Source organism: Streptococcus sp. 1171_SSPC, assembly GCF_001069335.1.
GTDB classification, from domain to species: Bacteria; Bacillota; Bacilli; order Lactobacillales; family Streptococcaceae; genus Streptococcus; species Streptococcus xiaochunlingii.
In genome coordinates this window covers 5868-23893 of record NZ_JWAK01000014.1, presented here as the reverse complement: position 1 = coordinate 23893, position 18026 = coordinate 5868, and the positions used below count along the sequence as shown (strand labels likewise).

Here is an 18026-nt window from a genome sequence, read left to right as displayed (position 1 = left end):
CGAAATCGAATTCTAACGAATTACCGATTTCTGTCCCACTCTCTTTTTTGTATTTACTAAATCAATAAGGAATTAAAAATCCTGCTTTTCTTTAAACATTATAATTTTTTCTTGGCAGTAATCCATTAATTTCTGTGCTTTTCCAAATGAGTAGCCTTTTTCAGATACAGACTTGACTTTCTTTTCATCAAAGTAGTAGCCTGTCAAGCCCCTGACTTCCTCTGATAAGGTGAGATAATAGCCTGTTTCGATTCCCTCGTCTAGATCTTTGGATAATGACTTCATCAAGCGTCCGAAGAGAGACTTTTTCGTCTTTTCATCACTAGAATGATTCCCTAAGTTAGTCGAGATAAGACCAGGATGATAGGCATTAATAGTGATGTTTGAACCTTTTAAAAAGAAATCTCTTGCTAGATAGCGTGTCATCCAAATGGTATAGAGTTTGGAATTATTATAGGCCAATCCTGGATGATAGTTGTTCTCAAATCCAAAGTCCAAATCCTTGACCTTGGCAAAATGATGCATATAGGAAGAGGTATTAATGACACGGCCATCAGTCGCTTTTTCTAACAAGGGGCTTAGCTCAGTTGTTAATATATAGGGAACGAGAACGGATAACATAAAAGTCAACTCGACATTTTCAGCACTCGCTTTTCGTTCTTTTTCTGCATACAGGCCTGCATTGTTAAACAAGACATCGATCCTTTGAAAGTCACGCTTGATTTCCTCTACAAATCAATAAACATCATCTAATTTTGAAAAATCTGCCAAGTAGCTTGAAACTCTGCCTCTCAGGGAAACGGCCCGAATCTCTTGAAGCGCCAATTCTAGTTTTTGAGGATTTCGGCCATGGAGGATGACCTGATGACCTTCACTAGCCAGTTTCTTTGCCAAGTGCTTTCCAATGCCATCCGTAGCACCTGTTATTAGAATGGTTTTGACCATATTAGTCCTCCAAGAAAGGAATGAGTTCTTTTGAGAATTCCTCTGCATATTGGAAGATCGAACCGTGACCAGCATTTGGATAGATGATGAGCTTACTATCTTTTATTTTCTCATGCATATCATAAGAATTTTCTGTTGGAACCTGCATATCCTTGTCGCCGTTGACGATTAAGGTTGGTTGGGTGATGAATCTTAGGTCGTCTTGAGAATCTTTCCCCCAACGTTTAATAGCTTTGAGTTGCGTCCAGAAACCAGGCACACTCATGTCTTTGTCCGCAAATTCCTTGGTTCGCATCCCCATTCGTCCGAGAACTTTCAAGGCTTCGATTTTTCCTTGTTCATCATGGTTATAGAAGATATAGCGTTTAGGATTGATGCGTTCGAGTCCAGCTTTAAACATATAGTTAAATGTTTTCCCTGTGACCTTATCGACCTCTTTTCCACCTCGAGGTCCAGTTCCTGCCAAGATGAGACGGCCGACCAAATCAGGCTTGATTCGGACCATTTCTTGGGCAATCATCCCTCCCATAGAAAGACCTAGGAGATTGATTTTATCGTAACCAAGGGCATTTACAAAGTTAATTGTCTGCTCAGCCATTCCAGGAATGGTTGGCGCCACTTTTCCTTGACTGGCTCCGACACCAGGAAGGTCGACCACAATCACATGGTGCTTTTCAGCAATCAAGTCCAAGAGTTTTGGATCCCAGTTGTCGAGGGTTGCTGCCAAATGGACCAGCATAAGAAGAGGCAGTTTTGATTTGCCTTTGCTGAGTTCACGATAGGCAATTTGATTTCCTTGGACAGTGATGTATTGATTTTTAGTTGTAAGATATGACATTGTGTTTTCCTTTTTATTTCTTAAAGCTGAGGACTGTTTTTCCACGTGAGCGCCCATTTGCGACCTTGTCTAAGGCGCTATTCACCTCTTCAAATGGATAGACTGTATCGATAGATGGTTTGATTTCGAGTTTGCTAAAGAGGTCAGCTACCTCTTGTAATTGAGCACCATTGCTTTCTACAAAGATAAAATGGTAGTGAACGCCGTATTTGTCAGCCATCTTATCAAATTTGCGACCAGCTAGTCCAAGTAGGATCTGTTTCCATTTTGGCAGGTTCATCCGTTTGGCAAAGTCACCATTTGGCATAGCACGGAGGGACACAAGCTGACCACCTTTTTGCATGATAGACATTTGTTTTTCAGTCTCAGCGCCCCCAAGAGTATCAAGGACATAATCAACCTCGCTAACCGTTTTTGTATAATCCTCTGTTTTGTAATCGATAAAGCGGTCCGCTCCTAGGTCCAACACCCGCTCAGCACTATCTCCAGCCCCATTGGTGATGACTGTCAAACCTTTGGCCTTAGCAATCGGAATGGCCATACCGCCGACACCGCCTGTACCACCAGAGATAAAGATCGTTTTGCCAGCTTGAGCTCCCATGAGTTCTAGGGCTTGCATAATGGTCAAGGCAGTCAAAGGTACAGCAGCGGCTTCCTCGTCAGACAGATAGTCTGGAACCTTGGCTAGAGCCTGACTATTGACAGCTACGTATTCTGCAAAGGCACCAATATGATCAAGTGGTAAACGTCCAAAAACTCTGTCTCCGACTTTGAGTTTTTTGACTTGTTTACCGGTCTCTTCAATGATACCGACCACTTCATTACCTGCAGTTTGTGGGAGTTTGTAAGGGACGATCATCTTGACTTCTCCTCGGGAAATCATGTTATCGAGAGGATTAACCCCAGCAGCGGTGACTTTGACCAAAACTTCTTTGTCTGTGATACTTGGTTTAGCGACTTCTGTGATGTTCAGTGTGATATTCTTTTTGTTGTATGATGTATGTTGTGCGGCTTTCATTGTCTTCTCTTTTCTATTTTTGTTGTATCTGATAAAGATACAAGTCTAGTCTTTTTAAAACTGATCTGCATGCAAATCAGTTTCGTTTTTGTTTGGCATCTTTATAAAGATTGTTAATGACATCTTCTAAGGTTTGCTGGGCTAGTTCCTTCTCAAGTTGAGCTTCAGCTCTAGCAAATAGTGGTGAAACGGCAGCCTGGATATGTTTCCCTACTGGGCACTCCGGATTGCTATTTTGGTGAACAGGAAATAAGCTGATGTGGCTGACTTCTTGTGTGGCAAAATAAATGTTAAGTAAGGTGATGTCCTTTGGCGATTTACTAAGTTGGTAGCCCGTTTTTCCTTGATGAGACTGGATTAGTCCAGCATTTTTCAATAAGGCGATTACCTTTCGAATGTAACTCGCATTGGTGCCAACGCTAGTTGCTAGTGCTTGAGAACTTAAGGTATCCTTGCTTTCACTAATCATAGTTAGGATATGTAAAGCAACTGAATATTTTGTATCCATATAAACTCCTTTAGATAACTTGTATCTAATACAGGAACAAGTATAACACAAATAAAAAGAAAAGCAAGACTTTTGCTTCACTTTTTTTAAAACGATCAAGCCATCAACACCATGAGTATCGGAATGACCACCATGGTAGCAAGGGTCGTCTCTGTCACCATGACCGCTGCGTAATCACTATCAGCTCTGTAGAGTCTGGCAACGACTGGGGCATTGGTCATCACTGGCATAGCGGACTGAATGATAAAGACCTGCTTCATCAAACTTGGTAGAGGCGCCCAGTAAACAATGGTCGCCATTAGGAGTGGAGCAACTACGAAGCGTCCTAGTAGAATGAGGAGCTGATCTTTTCCAAGCACCAACTGCTTCACGCCTATATGAGATACCGACAAACCGATGAAAATCATGGATAAGGGGGTTGTTAAATTGCCCAGATACTGCAAATCACTGGCTAGAAATGCAGGGAGCTTTATCTGCAGCATCACCATGACTAGTCCCAAGATGAAGCCCATCAGAGGAGGTGAAAAGACTTTTTTCACACTCGTTTTGAGATCAAACTGAGCTTCTCCTTCGCCATCCCGCTGGATCAAGTAGGTCCCCAAAGTCCAGAAAAAGGTCGTATTACACATGTAATAGATCAAAACATAAGGAATACTAGCATCCCCGAAGAGGGCTTGGTTAATGGGGAGCCCCACAAAAATCGTATTGGAGTTAAAGAACATAGAAATAAAGAGGCCACGGCGGTCCTGTCTCACTGCAAAGATCCTGGCTACTGCTGTCGCTATTCCAAGCAAAACGACCATGGACAGGGCAGGAAAACGCAATGCTGGCAACATTTTAAGCAGATCTCCCGCTGTGAAGCGCTGTGTGATGGTGTAGAGCATATAGCAGGGAAGAGCAGTTTGAGTGACTAGCTTTGCGATCAAGCCACGTGACTTGTCATCAAACCAACCTTTTTCACCTATGACAAAGCCCACTAAAATCATGCCTAGGATGACGAGAATCCCCGATATACTCCTCAAAAAGATGGCCATATTTTCTCCTTTTACTTTTTTGAAATGAGCGTTTTCCTACAAGTCTCAAAAACTACTCTAGTATATCACAAAAAGAGGTGGGCAACATGCCCAACCTCTAGTGGTTTGTAGATCATTAATTCTAGTCCTTCTTGCTAACCTTCAACAACTAAAAAGTTTTGTTTCTTAGAGAAAACCTTAGAAGGCAAATTAAATAAGTTACTTTTAAATATAGACAAACTATTCTTTTACTTAAAACAGCTAGATTATTTTTATAAAATGACTTTTTTAGTCATTTAAGAAGTTGAGAAACTTTTCGCTGTTAAAAAAGTGCCTGAAACACAATTGTTTCAGGCACTCGGAATTATTGAGATCTTAGGCTCAATAATTAGTCATGGAACTTCGTAGAAGTTCGCTGACGTCCGTACTCAGCTAAGAAAAGTTTCTAAAATTATTTTGCCTTCAATCTGAAGTAACTTAAATAACGTGACTTATATTTCTAGTTTAAGTGACATTATTTCTCAATCATCCCTTCCTGAATCAAAAAGTCACGCGCCACTTGATTAGCTGACCTACCTTCTACTCCAACTTGGTAGTTCATCTGGCTCATTTGCTCTGCTGTGATTTTACCAGCTAACTGATTGAGAATCCCTTCCAATTCAGGATGTTTCTTAAGAAGAGCTTCTTTCATGAGGGGCGCCCCTTGATAAGGTGGGAAGAGTTGCTTGTCATCTTCGAGGACCACGAGGTTATAGCGAGCAAGCTCGGCATCCGTTGAGTAGGCATCTGTGATCTGGATATCACCAGACTGGATAGCCTGGTAGCGAAGGGCTGGCTCCATGGTGGAGACTTGTAGATGGAGTCCGTAAACTTTCTGCAAGCCCTTGTTCCCATCCTCTCGGTCATTAAACTCCAAGGTAAATCCTGCCTTAAGTTGTCTTTCCACCTTTTTCAAGTCGGAAATGGTCTTGAGTCCATACTCTTGGGCAATTTTCTTAGGCACTGCGACAGCATAGGTATTCTGATAATCCATGGGTTTGAGCAAGGTCAGGTTGTCTTGTTTCCTGATCCCATCTCGAGCCGCTTGATAGACTGCTTCTGGATCATGGTCGACTTGTGGTGCTGGCTTGAGGAGACTTTCGGTCACGGTCCCTGTAAACTCTGGATAGATAGCAATATCCCCTTTTTTCAGGGCTTCATAGAGGAAGGTGGTCTTGCCAAAATTTGGTTTAACAGTCACTGTCATGTCCGTGTTTTCTTCGATCAAAATCTTGTACATATTGGCTAGGATTTCCGGTTCAGGACCCAACTTCCCAGCAATGACCAGGTTTTCTTTTTCCGGTTTGGCAAGAAGACTTGGTGTATAGCTAGCTCCCAATCCCAGGATCATGACCGCAAAGGCCGCAAAGATGGTCCGCAATTTGGCCTTTTCCATCCATTTGAGAAGAAGGTTAAAGGCGATGGCTAAGAAGGCAGAAGATAGGGCACCGATTAAAATCAGACTGGCATTATTGCGGTCAATCCCTAGAAGGATAAAGGAACCGAGTCCCCCAGCCCCAATCAAGGCAGCTAGAGTAGCCGTCCCGATTATCATCACAGCTGCTGTCCGAATCCCAGACATGATAACAGGCATGGCCAAGGGAATCTCGAACTTCTTGAGTCGTTCCCACTTGGTCATCCCAAAGGCGACCCCTGCTTCTTCTAGACTTGGGTCAATCCCTTGCAAACCTGTGATGGTATTTTGAAGGATGGGGAAGATGGCGTAGATGACGAGAGCTGTCAAGGCCGGAAGCGTCCCAATCCCCATAATGGGAATGAAGAGGCCGAGAAGGGCCATGGAAGGAATGGTCTGGAAGATCCCAGCTACCTGTAAGATCCAGTTGCTGGCTGTCTTGCGTGTACTTAAATAAACAGCTAGAGGGACAGCCAGAAAAACAGCAAGGAGCAAGGTCAGTAATGACAGTTGCAAATGTTGCCCCAGTGCAGCGAGCCAGTCGCCAAAGCGTTCTTGAAAGGTTGCAACTAGTTTAGACATGGTGAGCACCTCCAAATAAATCCGCAACAAAGTCGTTTGCTGGCTGGGCTAGAATGGTATCAGAATCCGCCACCTGCACAATCTCTCCTTCTTGTAGCACCGCAATCCGATCGCCTAATTTCAAGGCCTCGTCCGTATCATGAGTCACGAAGATAGTGGTCATACCAAACTCTTTGTGCAATTTTTTAGTCAGAGCCTGCAACTGCTTGCGAGAAATGGCATCCAAGGCTGAAAAGGGCTCGTCCATCAATAGAATCTTTGGCTCTGCAATGATGGCCCGCACAATCCCAATCCGTTGTTGCTCCCCACCCGATAACTCACTAGGCATGCGCTTTGCATACTCTGCAACAGGCAGACCCACCTTGTCCAAGAGTTCTTCTGTTTTAGAGGTGATTTGCTCCTTACTCCAGCCCTTCATCTCAGGAATCAGTGCAATATTTTCAGCAACCGTTAGATTTGGAAAGAGAGCAATGGCCTGCAAAACATAACCAGTAGAAAGACGTAACTCCCGTTCATCATAGTCCTTGATCCGTTTTCCATCCATGTATATATTGCCATCAGTCGGTTCCAAGAGACGGTTAATCATCTTGATCATGGTGGTCTTTCCAGATCCTGAAGGACCCACTAGCACCATGAATTCTCCATCTTCAATACGGAGATTGACATCTTTTAAAATGTTCTTATCCGTGTAGCGCAAGGCTACATGTTTGTATTCAATCATGTTCTTCCTCACCATCTCCTTAAAAGCTAAGATCCTTATCTCACTTTTTATAAGAGTGTAATCATTATTATAACATTGTAATACTAGATATTACATCTGTCAACAATTTTGATTTGAAATCATATATAAGAAAAAGAGCTTGGCTAAGGCCAAACTCTCCATTATGATTGATTATTCTTCCACCAAACGTTTAAATTCTGCTTGGATTTCTGTATTTTCTGTTGGTTTTAAGTACATGACACCGCCATTAGTTGTTGGTGAATGAAAGACGATAGCTTCTCCTGTGTTGGTTATAGCAAAGTAATAGCTATGAACATCTGGGTATTTATCCCAATTACTGTAGCGTTCTACAATTCGGTACTGAGCAGTTCCGAGACCTGTATCCGTATACTCAGCATTCATTTTCTCACTTGGTCCATCATCCCTAAGTGTATAGAGGTGGTCAGCACCGACATCTCCTCCTGCGATCCCCTTTTGGTAATTGGGTTGTCCTAGTTTTTCCCCCCAGTCCTTTATAAAAGCTTCTAGCTTGGCAGATTTGTTGGGATTCCATGGTGCTTTTTGCTCAGTTGTTGACTTAGATGAACTACTTGGAACTTCAAATTCCTGCCAATCGAGGCCTCTTAAGTCAATTTGATCCGATGCATTTTTTCCAAAATCAGCAGCAATATCATTTGCTTGTATTTGAATCTCTTTTTCTTGGAGTATAGTCGCTTGCTCTTGCTTAGCATTAAGCTGATAAAGAGTTCCATAACCTTGACCCGTACCTGAGGACCAGCTAAGCTCCAGTACCTCTCCTCCTTTATAGACAAGGACTGCATTTCTTGCTCCACCATGACCAGCAGTAAATCCTTCAGCTAAAAGGACTGGTTTCTCGGCTTTCAAATAATATAGGCCGGTTAAGAAATATTTGCCACTCAAATTTAGGTCCGCAATCAGAAGTTCCTCTATCCCATCGTTATTTAAATCTGCAAAGGCATAACGCATTTCATCTGCCTGGTTGACCGCATTTTCAATTGCCCAACTATTGATTGGACGCTCAGTTGCTTGTAAATTTTGAGAGAGACTTGCGATGCTTGCTGTATCCTTTGGCGAGGTCAAAATCTTTTGGTAATCCTCAAATACAGGCTGGTACAACTTCTTGTAATCCTTTTTCACCTCTTTTTTAGAAACTTTTTTACCGGAAGATGATATCGACGATGTTTCCGAGCTGTTATTCAACTGACTAGAATGTCAAGGAGTCCGTTTGCTACAACCAACCGTAATAAGTCCTGCTAGTAGAAGAATGAATGCACCTAATTTCTCTTTTCGTTTCATAAGTTTCTCCTTTTGTGTCATCCTTGACATTTGTTCTTTTCTCTTTATATTATACCAAAAAAGAAGGCTACACCTGATGATTTGTGTAAAACCTTCTTATTCCATTTCATTTTGATCTAATTTGGGTCATTTTGCTCTCGACGACCCGGATTGTCCTGACTTTCGATATGTTGCTTGATCAAGGCGACCACTTCATCATTGGTTGGCAAGTCCGAGTGATGGGCATCTTCTCCTGTAACAGTAATCTCCGTATAGGCCTCCGCTTGATTTTGATAGATATACTTGCCAGCTGACACACTAGCATCAGGAACCAACTCATCCGAGTCATAGGTGATAGTGCCTGCTACTGAATACATATGAAGGGTTGTTGGGATAGCTTCTCTAGCCTTGATAAAGTCCGTCAACATCTCTGATTTATTTTTGATATTGGTCTCGGTAAAGTTATAAGGGGTCCCAATAGTCATGAGCGTCCTAAGATCCACATCATAATCCCCTAAATAATTTTCAATAAAGGCTGTGTAGATCAAGCCTCCATTTGAGTGACCTAATCCTTTAAAGTTATTGAAGTTGTATTTCGATTGTAGAGCTTCAAAGGCTTGGTTAACCATCTTGGCTTGTTTTTTAATATTGCTGTAGCCATCTTTGTTGTTTTCAAAACCAATGACGATAATCGGTTCATTGTCTTTGACATCAATACTCCCACTATAAGTAATGGTCCCATCATTCCAGACCTTGACTTTGAGCAGGCTGTGTTTGCTTCCCTGCCGGTCTTGGTTGAGCTTGGTCACCAAGCCATCAAAGCGATTTTCCGTCGCGGAACTTCCAGGAATCATGATAATTGGCGATAATTTTGAATTATAGAATTTTTCGATTTTCTGGACATTTTTTCGAGTCCAGCTATAAGAAGGGACAGCTAACCCAAGCAAGAAAAGAGAGATCAAGGTCTTCTGGGTGATTTGTACGAATCCACGCTCTCAAAACCAGAGAAATAAATATTTTGTCATTGTTGCTCCTACTATCCTTGTTGACCCATTAGGTTACATTAGTTGTGTGCATCCTTCTATTTACTTCATTATAGCATACTCCCCTACACAAAAACTCAAGCCAACTGACTTGAGTTTTCTTCTTATCGATCATTGTAGCCATCTGGGTGGCTGGAATGCCAAGCCCAGGCTGTTTGGATGATGGTTTCGATATTATCAAATTTTGGTTGCCAACCGAGGATAGCACGCGCCTTCTCAGAGGATGCAATCAGGGTATCTGGATCTCCTGGTCTACGATCAGCAATCTCTAGTGGGATCGGATGTCCCGTCACCTTGCGGGCTGCTTCAACGATTTGAAGATTGGAGAATCCGGTCGATGAGCCCAGATTAAAGGCAGTCGATTCATTCCCTTTTCTGAGATACTCCACCGCAAGCAGATGGGCATCTGCCAAGTCAAATGGATGGACATAGTCCCGAACATTGGTGCCATCTGGTGTCTGGTAGTCATCTCCAAAAATTGCGATCTTATCGCGTTTGCCTTGGGCTACTTGTAAGACGATTGGCAAGAGGTGGGTCTCTGGTCCATGGTCTTCCCCGATAGATCCATCTGGCTTAGCACCCGCTACATTAAAGTAACGAAGGGGCACATACTTGATGCCATATGCTTGATCGGCCCAGCGCATAATAGTTTCCATCATGAGCTTGCTTTCGCCATAAGGATTGATCGGTTTTTGTGGAGTGGTTTCAAGAATCGGAATCTCTTCTGGAATACCGTAGGTGGCAGCGGTTGAAGAAAAGACGATGTAGTGCACCCCACATTCATGCATGACTTCCAAGAGTTTGACCATGCCAGCTGTATTGTTGTCAAAATATTTCAATGGATCTGACATAGACTCAGCGACCAGTGAGTAGGCCGCAAAGTGGATGACCGCATCAATATCAGCATGTTCCTTAAAAACCATGCGCATGAAGTCTTGATCCGCTAGGTCTCCTTGGTAAAAGACGGCATCTGGATGCACCGCTGCACGGTGTCCTGTGACCAGGCTATCTACCACCACGACTTTTTCCTGTCCTTCATTGACCAAACGGTCTACCATGTGGGAACCGATATAGCCAGCTCCTCCCAATACTAAAATTGCCATTTTTTCCCTCTCCCTCTTTCTCGTTCATTTCACTTCTTCTATTGTAGCAAAATTTCTTAGGATTTGCTTTTCCCAAGACTAGTCACAAAGCGTCTAAAGGCAGCCTGTCCTTCTTCTGTTCGCTTGTAGACACCGGCATCTTCCAGCACGCGCGCAAAGATTTGACCAACTGATTCACGAACAATAGCTTCTGCCTCTGCTTCGTCTGTGATGGATGGGTAAATGGCTTTCAAGTCAGTAGCCCAGTCCTGGTGGTAACTAGCCACACTGCTTTCTCGTCCAAGCAGATAGTCTTGAACCTGCTTGAGCTCTTCTTTGAGACGAGGAGGCAAAATGGCTAGGCCCATGACCTCGATCAGGCCGATATTTTCTTTTTTGATGTGTTGCACATCCGCATGCGGGTGATAAATACCATCTGGATGCTCTGGTGAGGTTTGGTTGTCACGGAGCACCAAGTCCAGTTCATAATGCCCATCGCGGATTCGTGCAATGGGGGTAATGGTATGATGGGGTTGACCGTCAGATGTGGCTAAGACTTGCACAGCTGGATCCGAGTAACCTCGCCAGCTTGCTAAAATATGATCTGCCAAGTTGATAAGCTCTTCTTTGTTATCTGACTGCAGACGCAAGACTGACATTGGCCAACGAACGATGCCCACTTGAACCTCTTCGAAGCCAGGAATGGTAAAAGTTTGGTCAAGACATGCCAACTCCATAGGGAAGGTGTGGCGTCCGCCTTGGTAATGGTCATGAGTCAGGATGGATCCCCCTACAATGGGTAGATCTGCATTGGAGCCTGCAAAATAGCCTGGAAAAGTCTCTACAATGGTCAAGAGTCGCTCAAAGGTCTTGCGGCTAATGGCCATAGGAACATGCTGGCTATCGAGGAAAATACAGTGTTCATTGAAGTAGGCATAAGGGGAATACTGGAAGCCCCAATCATGACCGTCCATGTCAAAGCGGATGATCCGATGATTGGCACGGGCAGGATGGTCTAGGCGACCTTGATAGCCTTCATTTTCAAAGCACAGTTGGCAGGCCGGATAATGGCTAGCTTTAGTCTGACGTGCTGTTGCAATCTCTTTGGGGTCCTTTTCCGGTTTGGAGAGGTTGATCGTAATCTCTAGCGGACCATAAGGTGTCTCTGCCTCAAAGGCAATATTCTGCGCAATGGCCTCTACTTTGATGTAGTCATTACGCTTGGAGAGAGCATAGAAACCGGCGATTGCTTCTGCCTTTGATTGCTGGTAAATATCCCAGAAACGATGGTTGACTTGACTAGGACTAGGAGTGATCAAATCCATTAATGTTGCTCCGAGGCTATCCTGGGAAGCCATGGTTTCCTCAATTTGACCGTTAGCAAGGGCTTGCTCGATGAGCTGATCTTTAAGCGCCAACAAACCTTCTTTTTTAACTGGTTCGTCCACGCCCTCTTCTCCGACCAAGCTCATTATCCGATTCTTTAAATAGATCCGATCTAGCTCTTCAAAGTGACTCACTGCAATAACTTCTGTCACAAATGCATCTAGAATTCCTTGTAGCATTTTGTCTCCTCTCTCCTAATCTAAGACGCGACTGCCCCCTGATACTTCAGCAATGTAGAAGCTTGGAGCATAGCCGACAACTTCCTCATAGCGTTTGCCGACAGCTTCTTCAAAGTCTTGGACCTTATCCTTGTTGACAAGGGCGATGGCACACCCACCAAAGCCGGCTCCCGTCATACGAGCACCAAGCACCCCTTCTTGTTCCCAAGCTGTATGCACCAAGGTGTCCAACTCAAGTCCAGTTACCTCATAATCGTGTTCTAAGGATACGTGGGAAGCATTCATGAATCGTCCAAAAGCTTCCAAGTCTCCTTCTTCCAGAGCCTTACGAGCTTGGAGAGTCCGTTGGTTTTCGAGGACAGCATGGCGAGCTCGTTTGATGCGATTTTCATCCCTGATCAAGTAGCTATAGGTATCAAAATCCCAGACATTCAATTCACCCAATGTTTGGATGTCTAGTTTGGCTTGCAATTCTGAGACAGCTGTTTCACATTCCGCACGGCGTTCATTGTATTTTGAATCAATCAATTCCCGACGTTTGTTGGTATTCATAATCACGACGACGTTGTCTTTCAAATCAAGGGGCACCAAATCATATTCCAAAGTGTTGGTATCCAGATAAATGGCCCGTTGGTCAGCCCCCATACCGATGGCAAACTGATCCATGATACCAGAGTTGACCCCGATAAAATGATTTTCCGTTTGTTTTCCGATCTTAACCAGTTCTACCCGATCAACCTTAAGACCATAGATGGTTTCCGCAATGACGCCCGTCAGCATCTCTAGTGAGGCTGAGGAAGAAAGGCCAGATCCATTTGGAATATTACCGTAGACATAGACGTCCATACCAACATCAATGGTGTGACCAGCTTCTTGCAAGAAATGAAGCACGCCTTTTGGATAGTTGGTCCAATTGTGCTCCTCTTCAAAATGAAGATTTTCAAGGGGAACTTCAATGATACCCTTGTCTTCAAAGTTAGCAGAGAAGAAACGAAGAAGATTATCCTCGCGTTTGCGAGCTGCTCCGTAGGTACCGAGGGTGATAGCTGCAGGGAAGACATGGCCTCCGTTGTAGTCTGTGTGTTCACCAATCAGATTGATCCGACCTGGTGAGAAAAAAGTATGATCCGCTTCTGCTCCAAAGACTGTTTGAAAAGCGTTCCGAAGTTCTTGAGTATTCATTGAGATTACCTCACTTATATAGTTCTTTATCTTTAGTGTAACCCTTTTCATCAAGCAAATCAATTATTTTACTAAAATTTTAGTAAAATTCACTAACCAGGCCAAAGCTATGATATACTAGAAGACAGAAGGAGAAAACTTATGGCTACATTAAAGGATATTGCCAGTCTCGCTAACGTATCCATCGCCACTGTCTCACGTGTGCTGAATCAAGATACTAGTCTTTCTGTAACGGAGGAAACCCGCCACAGAATTTTGACCGTTGCTGACGAACTAGGCTACACCAGACATCAGAAAAGTGGGAACTTTAAGAAAGAAAAACAACAAATTGTCATCATCCAATGGAAAAGTGAAGAGGGAGAGCTGGACGACCTTTACTACTACAACATCCGTTTAGGCATTGAAAAAAGAGCACAGGACCTCGACTATGGCATCCTCCGCTATTTCAATGATATTCCCTTTCGATTAGGGGAGGAAGTTGTTGGGGTCCTTTGTATTGGAAAGTTTAGTAGAGTTCAGATTGTCGATCTAGAAAGGTTGACCAAACCTCTGATTTTTGTCGATAGTAACACTCTTAACCAAGGACATCCTTGTGTCACGACTGAATTTGAAAATGCTGTACAGACTGCCCTTCACTATTTACGAAAACAAGGGTGTACAACGATCGGTCTCCTAACCGGTGAGGAAAAAACGACTGACCTATTGGAAAGTATACCCGATCCTCGGCGAAGAGCCTATCGAAACTATTGTATTGAAAGAAACATTTACCACCCTGAACTCATCCTCACAGGTAGTTTTACAGCTCAATCAGGCTATGACCTCATTTCCTCTAATCTTCAGTCTGGCTCACCCTTACCAGATGCCTATTTTGCTGCCAGTGATAGTTTGGCCATTGGGGCTCTCCGCGCCTTTCAAGAAGGCGGCATAAAGGTCCCTGATGACATCCAACTCATTTCCTTTAATGATACTAGTATAGCCAAGCAAGTCTTTCCTCCCCTCTCGACCATCACTGTTTTTACAGAAGAAATGGGACGTACCGCTATGGACGTCCTCAATAAACAAGTCCTAGCTCGGAGAGAAATACCGACCCTCACCATGCTAGGAACCAAACTTACCTTAAGAGAAAGTACCAAAAATGGATGATCTTCCATCCTTTTCGAGAATTAGAAACTATGAAAACACACGAAATTTTATACCAAACCTTGGCACAAGCTCAAGACTATGTCAACGGCGAACAACTAGCCCAAGAAATGGGACTGTCTCGCACCTCTATCTGGAAGGCCATTCAGCGTCTAGAAAAGGAAGGCATTGAGATTGAGTCCGTTAAAAAACGAGGCTACAAGATCCTTTCTGGAGACCTCCTAATCTCCAAAGTCATCGAAGACCTTTGTCCATTGACTGTCTCCTATAATCCCCAGTGCCAATCCACCCAGTTAGATGCGAAGAATGCCATGGAAGTGGGTGGTCAATCTGCTACTCTGTATCTGGCTCCTTTTCAAACGGCTGGTAAGGGACGTTTTGGGCGCGACTACTTCTGTCCTTCTCAAGGGGGAATCTACATGTCCCTCCACCTCAAGCCCAACCTCCCCTTTGATCAAGCTCCCGCCTATACCCTCATGGTCGCAGCTGCTATCTACAAGGCTCTGAAAAATCTAGCCTTATTGGATGTCGATATTAAGTGGGTCAATGATATCTACTACAAGGGGAAAAAAGTTGGAGGCATTCTGACTGAAGCCATCAGCTCCATCGAAACAGGCCTCATCACAGATGTTATCATTGGTATCGGCCTAAATTTTTCCATCACTAATTTCCCTACGGAACTGAAGGACAAGGCTGGTTCCCTCTTTGACTCCCAGCCTCCTATTACTCGCAATGAACTGATTGCTGAGATTTGGAAGGAATTTTTCAATAGTCCAGAGGAGGAGCTGATCTACCTCTACAAGCAACGCTCACTAGTTCTAGGTAAAGAAGTCCGCTTCGAACAAAATCAGACTAGCTACCAAGGCCTGGCCAAGGATATTTCGGACAGTGGACAACTACTAGTCCAACTAACGGACGGCAAAGAACACTGGCTCAACAGTGGTGAAATTTCCCTCAAACAGTGGGACCTGTAAAACAGATCAACAGCTCAAAAAAATAAGCACCAGTCGGTGCTTATTTTTTATACTTATCTCGTTTTTTCTGATTGAGCTGTTGATCGATACTTTCGACCAACTTTCCTAAGATATAGCTGACTTGTAAATTTCTCAATATCAAGAGAGCCCAAAAGATAGCTGCCAGGTAGCTTTCCCTCATCACAGCATCATTAAAAAAATAGGTTTCTAAAGCTGTAAAGATAGCCATAGTCCAAAATTGACGTTTATTCATATTGTTATTCTACCATGATTTTCTGGAAAAAGCACAGGCTAGTCTTCTTGGATCGTAATTTTTTCAGAGAGGAAATCAAAACCTTCAGGAATGACGGACTCTTCTGCCACTTCTGCCTCTTCCTTGTGACCACGCGCTTTCTTAGAGAATTCCGCCCGAACCTGGGTCCATTCCTCCATTGAAATAGCCAGAATCTCCGGAGAGAAACCTGCCGCATTGCTTAAAATATTGCCAAACATGGTATTGAGATTATCTCGCTTCATGGTCTGTTCGGCATTAAAGGCAGACTCAAAAGCTAAAATCGCATGGCGTTCATTGGCCGCAACCGGCTGTGAACCAACCAGCAAAGCCTTATCTGCCCCTGCTAGGCTTTCAATAATTTCCCCCCAAGCATTCTGTAGGCGAATGAGATTGTTACGAGCTAAATCTGGATTTTCAACTGCTTCTTGTAAGATAGCTTGAAGCTTATTGCGGTCCACTCGATAGCCCTTGCTAGACTTCTGAGGACGAGCAGGGCTTGATTTAGCTGCAGGAGCCCCACTCGCTACTTGAGCTAACTGATTCTTCAGAGACTCGACTTCTCTTTTGAGCTGGCCTACTTGTGCTGAAAAATCTGCTGGAAGAGCCACTTGGCCAGCCGAAGGGCCCTCACCCTTGTATTCTGCCAAACGAATGGTCATCATCTCCGTATAGATTTTCGGCTGCAGGCTGTTTTTGATATCTGCTAAACTCCTTGTCGCAATATCAATCCAAGCAAAGAGGGTTGCTTGTGGAATGGCTAGATTCTGATTAAATCTCTCACTGACATGGAGATTTTCCCCACCTGTCTGAACAATCAAGAGATCCCGTAAATACTGCAAGAGGTCCGTCACAAAGCGGGCCATGTTTTTCCCATTATCAAAGATCAGGTTCAACTGATCCAAGGCAGCTGTTGCATCTTGTGCTGACAAGGCTACAACATAGAGATCTAAAGCTTCTTGACTGATGGAACCTGTGATTTCTTCAGCCGTCGCAGTGGTCAATTGGGCACCAGCTGTCAGGCTGAGGGCCTGGTCCAAAATGGACAAAGCATCCCGCATCCCACCTTCTGCCCGACGGGCAATTATGGCTACAGCTTCTTCTTCGTAATCAATCCCTTCTTTATCCAAAACAGCTTTTAGGTGGTCTTGAATGGCTGGCGTCTTGATCGATTTGAACTCAAAGCGTTGAACCCGTGAAAGGATGGTTGCTGGAATCTTGTGCAATTCCGTTGTTGCTAGGATAAAGACTACATTTTCTGTCGGTTCTTCCAAGGTTTTGAGAAGGGCATTAAAGGCTCCTGTCGAGAGCATATGGACCTCATCGATAATATAGACCTTATGAGGAGCCAAACTAGGTGCATAGGTGGATTTATCGCGGATATCTCGGATCTCATCTACCCCATTATTTGAGGCTGCGTCAATCTCGATAACATCCTCTAAACTGCCATTGGTAATGGCTTCACAGATATAGCAATCATTACAAGGCTCTCCCCCTTTTTGGTTGGGGCAGTTCATGGCCTTGGCAAAGATTTTTGCCACACTGGTCTTCCCCGTCCCACGAGGTCCAGAAAAGAGATAGGCATGGCTAATTTTCCCCTGTTCGACAGCTTGTCGAAGGGTCTTCGCAATAACCTCCTGCCCTACAAGTTGGCCAAAGGTCTGGCTACGGTATTTACGATAGAGGGCTTGATACATTAGTCTACTACTCCAAACATCCTAAAATTCCAATTTGTTTTTTCAAGCAAGATAGCTACAAAACGTTCCAAATAAAGGCGATCCAGGTCGTCATAATCTCCCACTTGGTCCGAATCTAGATCCAACACTCCCAGCAACTGGTCTTTCAAGACCATGGGAACCACAATCTCACTCATGGCGCGACTGTCACAAGAGATATAATTGGCATGCTGGGTCACATCCTCAATTACCAGCGTCTCTCTTTTCTCTGCTGCTTCTCCACAGACGCCTTTTCCTAAGGCAATGTGGACACAGGAAACCTGACCTTGAAAGGGGCCTAAAATCAGCTCTTTTTGATCATAAAGATAAAAACCTGCAAAGACCGAATGTGGTAGGGCTTGATTGAGCAAAGCACTGGCATTGGATAAATTGGCCAAGGCATTGCTTTCACCCTCTAAAAGAGCTTCTAACTGGGCTAGTAAGAGTTGGTAACGTGATTCTTTTTGCTGTATATTCATAACCTTTATTATACCAAACTTTAGTTAGAAAATTAAGTATTTACAACGGAGCAACCTTCGATAACAACCCAGCTTGCCATCAGAAGTATCCAGCAAACATTCCCAATTAAAAGAGAGTGGGACAGAAATCGGTAATTCGTTAGAATTCGATTTCGTCGTGCCACCTCCGCACAGTTGAGTAGGGCTGTAAAAGCTGATGAA

General features: G+C 43.8%; 15 protein-coding genes and 2 pseudogenes. 2 read left to right on the top strand and 15 right to left on the bottom strand.

All coding sequences use genetic code 11. From position 1 onward, the window contains the following. Positions 1-72: 72 nt before the first annotated feature. The 12 genes and pseudogenes from ADF75_RS01520 to ADF75_RS01465 all read right to left on the bottom strand — a co-directional run bounded on the left by ADF75_RS01520 (position 73) and on the right by ADF75_RS01465 (position 13246). Positions 73-945: pseudogene (locus tag ADF75_RS01520) on the bottom strand (SDR family NAD(P)-dependent oxidoreductase). Position 946: 1 nt separating this feature from the next. After that, positions 947-1783 carry an alpha/beta fold hydrolase gene (locus ADF75_RS01515; RefSeq protein ID WP_048788900.1) on the bottom strand — a complete coding sequence of 279 codons (837 nt, stop codon included), beginning with the start codon at positions 1781-1783 and terminating at the stop codon, positions 947-949. A 13-nt stretch (positions 1784-1796) separates the two neighbouring features. Beyond that, complete coding sequence (locus tag ADF75_RS01510) at positions 1797-2801, bottom strand: NADP-dependent oxidoreductase (protein ID WP_048788899.1); 1005 nt, start codon at positions 2799-2801, stop codon at positions 1797-1799. 76 nt (positions 2802-2877) lie between these two features. Further along, positions 2878-3309: an Rrf2 family transcriptional regulator gene (locus ADF75_RS01505; protein WP_048788898.1), complete on the bottom strand. Its 432-nt coding sequence runs from the start codon at positions 3307-3309 to the stop codon at positions 2878-2880. A 95-nt stretch (positions 3310-3404) separates the two neighbouring features. Continuing rightward, positions 3405-4343 (bottom strand): AEC family transporter, encoded by a 939-nt coding sequence (locus ADF75_RS01500; protein ID WP_048788897.1) that lies wholly within the window; start codon positions 4341-4343, stop codon positions 3405-3407. Between the two features lie 493 nt (positions 4344-4836). Beyond that, a complete protein-coding gene (locus tag ADF75_RS01495; protein WP_048788896.1) occupies positions 4837-6357 on the bottom strand; it encodes an ABC transporter permease/substrate-binding protein in 1521 nt (506 codons plus the stop codon). Next, the gene (locus tag ADF75_RS01490; RefSeq protein WP_048788895.1) at positions 6350-7078 is read right to left on the bottom strand and encodes an ABC transporter ATP-binding protein; all 729 of its coding nucleotides are present in this window, start codon (positions 7076-7078) and stop codon (positions 6350-6352) included. The genes ADF75_RS01495 and ADF75_RS01490 overlap by 8 nt, the downstream gene beginning before the upstream one ends. A 171-nt stretch (positions 7079-7249) precedes the next feature. After that, a pseudogene (locus tag ADF75_RS01485) lies at positions 7250-8395 on the bottom strand (DUF4767 domain-containing protein). Positions 8396-8511: 116 nt separating this feature from the next. Then, the gene (locus ADF75_RS01480) at positions 8512-9351 is read right to left on the bottom strand and encodes an alpha/beta hydrolase (protein ID WP_048788894.1); all 840 of its coding nucleotides are present in this window, start codon (positions 9349-9351) and stop codon (positions 8512-8514) included. Positions 9352-9521: 170 nt separating this feature from the next. Continuing rightward, positions 9522-10520, bottom strand: coding sequence for a UDP-glucose 4-epimerase GalE (gene galE / locus ADF75_RS01475; RefSeq protein ID WP_048788893.1), 999 nt, complete (start codon positions 10518-10520; stop codon positions 9522-9524). Between the two features lie 56 nt (positions 10521-10576). Continuing rightward, the gene (galT, locus tag ADF75_RS01470; RefSeq protein WP_048788892.1) at positions 10577-12064 is read right to left on the bottom strand and encodes a UDP-glucose--hexose-1-phosphate uridylyltransferase; all 1488 of its coding nucleotides are present in this window, start codon (positions 12062-12064) and stop codon (positions 10577-10579) included. A 15-nt stretch (positions 12065-12079) separates the two neighbouring features. Further along, positions 12080-13246 carry a galactokinase gene (locus tag ADF75_RS01465; protein ID WP_048788891.1) on the bottom strand — a complete coding sequence of 389 codons (1167 nt, stop codon included), beginning with the start codon at positions 13244-13246 and terminating at the stop codon, positions 12080-12082. A 141-nt stretch (positions 13247-13387) separates the two neighbouring features. Between ADF75_RS01465 and ADF75_RS01460 the strand changes: the two genes are divergently transcribed. Next, on the top strand, positions 13388-14389 hold the full coding sequence (locus ADF75_RS01460) for a LacI family DNA-binding transcriptional regulator (protein WP_048788890.1): 1002 nt from the start codon (positions 13388-13390) through the stop codon (positions 14387-14389). A 29-nt stretch (positions 14390-14418) separates the two neighbouring features. After that, entirely contained in the window at positions 14419-15360 is a 942-nt protein-coding gene (birA, locus tag ADF75_RS01455) for a bifunctional biotin--[acetyl-CoA-carboxylase] ligase/biotin operon repressor BirA (protein ID WP_048788914.1), read from the top strand. 40 nt (positions 15361-15400) lie between these two features. Here the strand turns inward: birA and ADF75_RS01450 are convergent, their stop codons facing one another. From ADF75_RS01450 to ADF75_RS01440, 3 genes are read right to left on the bottom strand one after another with little or no spacing between them, the layout of a single operon-like run. Beyond that, positions 15401-15613: a DUF3272 family protein gene (locus ADF75_RS01450; RefSeq protein ID WP_006596552.1), complete on the bottom strand. Its 213-nt coding sequence runs from the start codon at positions 15611-15613 to the stop codon at positions 15401-15403. 38 nt (positions 15614-15651) lie between these two features. Further along, positions 15652-17328, bottom strand: a complete 1677-nt coding sequence (gene dnaX, locus ADF75_RS01445) for a DNA polymerase III subunit gamma/tau (protein ID WP_048788889.1) — start codon at positions 17326-17328, stop codon at positions 15652-15654. Further along, positions 17328-17825 carry a GAF domain-containing protein gene (locus ADF75_RS01440; RefSeq protein ID WP_048788888.1) on the bottom strand — a complete coding sequence of 166 codons (498 nt, stop codon included), beginning with the start codon at positions 17823-17825 and terminating at the stop codon, positions 17328-17330. Before ADF75_RS01440 ends, dnaX begins: the two co-directional genes overlap by 1 nt. Positions 17826-18026 lie beyond the last annotated feature (201 nt).

Bases quoted from the DNA above. Each gene is read 5' to 3' on its own strand.
- ADF75_RS01515 (WP_048788900.1), bottom strand. From the start codon at position 1,783: ATGTCATATCTTACAACTAAAAATCAATACATCACTGTCCAAGGAAAT.
- ADF75_RS01510 (WP_048788899.1), bottom strand. From the start codon at position 2,801: ATGAAAGCCGCACAACATACATCATACAACAAAAAGAATATCACACTG.
- ADF75_RS01505 (WP_048788898.1), bottom strand. From the start codon at position 3,309: ATGGATACAAAATATTCAGTTGCTTTACATATCCTAACTATGATTAGT.
- ADF75_RS01500 (WP_048788897.1), bottom strand. From the start codon at position 4,343: ATGGCCATCTTTTTGAGGAGTATATCGGGGATTCTCGTCATCCTAGGC.
- ADF75_RS01495 (WP_048788896.1), bottom strand. From the start codon at position 6,357: ATGTCTAAACTAGTTGCAACCTTTCAAGAACGCTTTGGCGACTGGCTC.
- ADF75_RS01490 (WP_048788895.1), bottom strand. From the start codon at position 7,078: ATGATTGAATACAAACATGTAGCCTTGCGCTACACGGATAAGAACATT.
- galE (WP_048788893.1), bottom strand. From the start codon at position 10,520: ATGGCAATTTTAGTATTGGGAGGAGCTGGCTATATCGGTTCCCACATG.
- galT (WP_048788892.1), bottom strand. From the start codon at position 12,064: ATGCTACAAGGAATTCTAGATGCATTTGTGACAGAAGTTATTGCAGTG.
- ADF75_RS01465 (WP_048788891.1), bottom strand. From the start codon at position 13,246: ATGAATACTCAAGAACTTCGGAACGCTTTTCAAACAGTCTTTGGAGCA.
- ADF75_RS01460 (WP_048788890.1), top strand. From the start codon at position 13,388: ATGGCTACATTAAAGGATATTGCCAGTCTCGCTAACGTATCCATCGCC.
- birA (WP_048788914.1), top strand. From the start codon at position 14,419: ATGAAAACACACGAAATTTTATACCAAACCTTGGCACAAGCTCAAGAC.
- ADF75_RS01450 (WP_006596552.1), bottom strand. From the start codon at position 15,613: ATGAATAAACGTCAATTTTGGACTATGGCTATCTTTACAGCTTTAGAA.
- dnaX (WP_048788889.1), bottom strand. From the start codon at position 17,328: ATGTATCAAGCCCTCTATCGTAAATACCGTAGCCAGACCTTTGGCCAA.
- ADF75_RS01440 (WP_048788888.1), bottom strand. From the start codon at position 17,825: ATGAATATACAGCAAAAAGAATCACGTTACCAACTCTTACTAGCCCAG.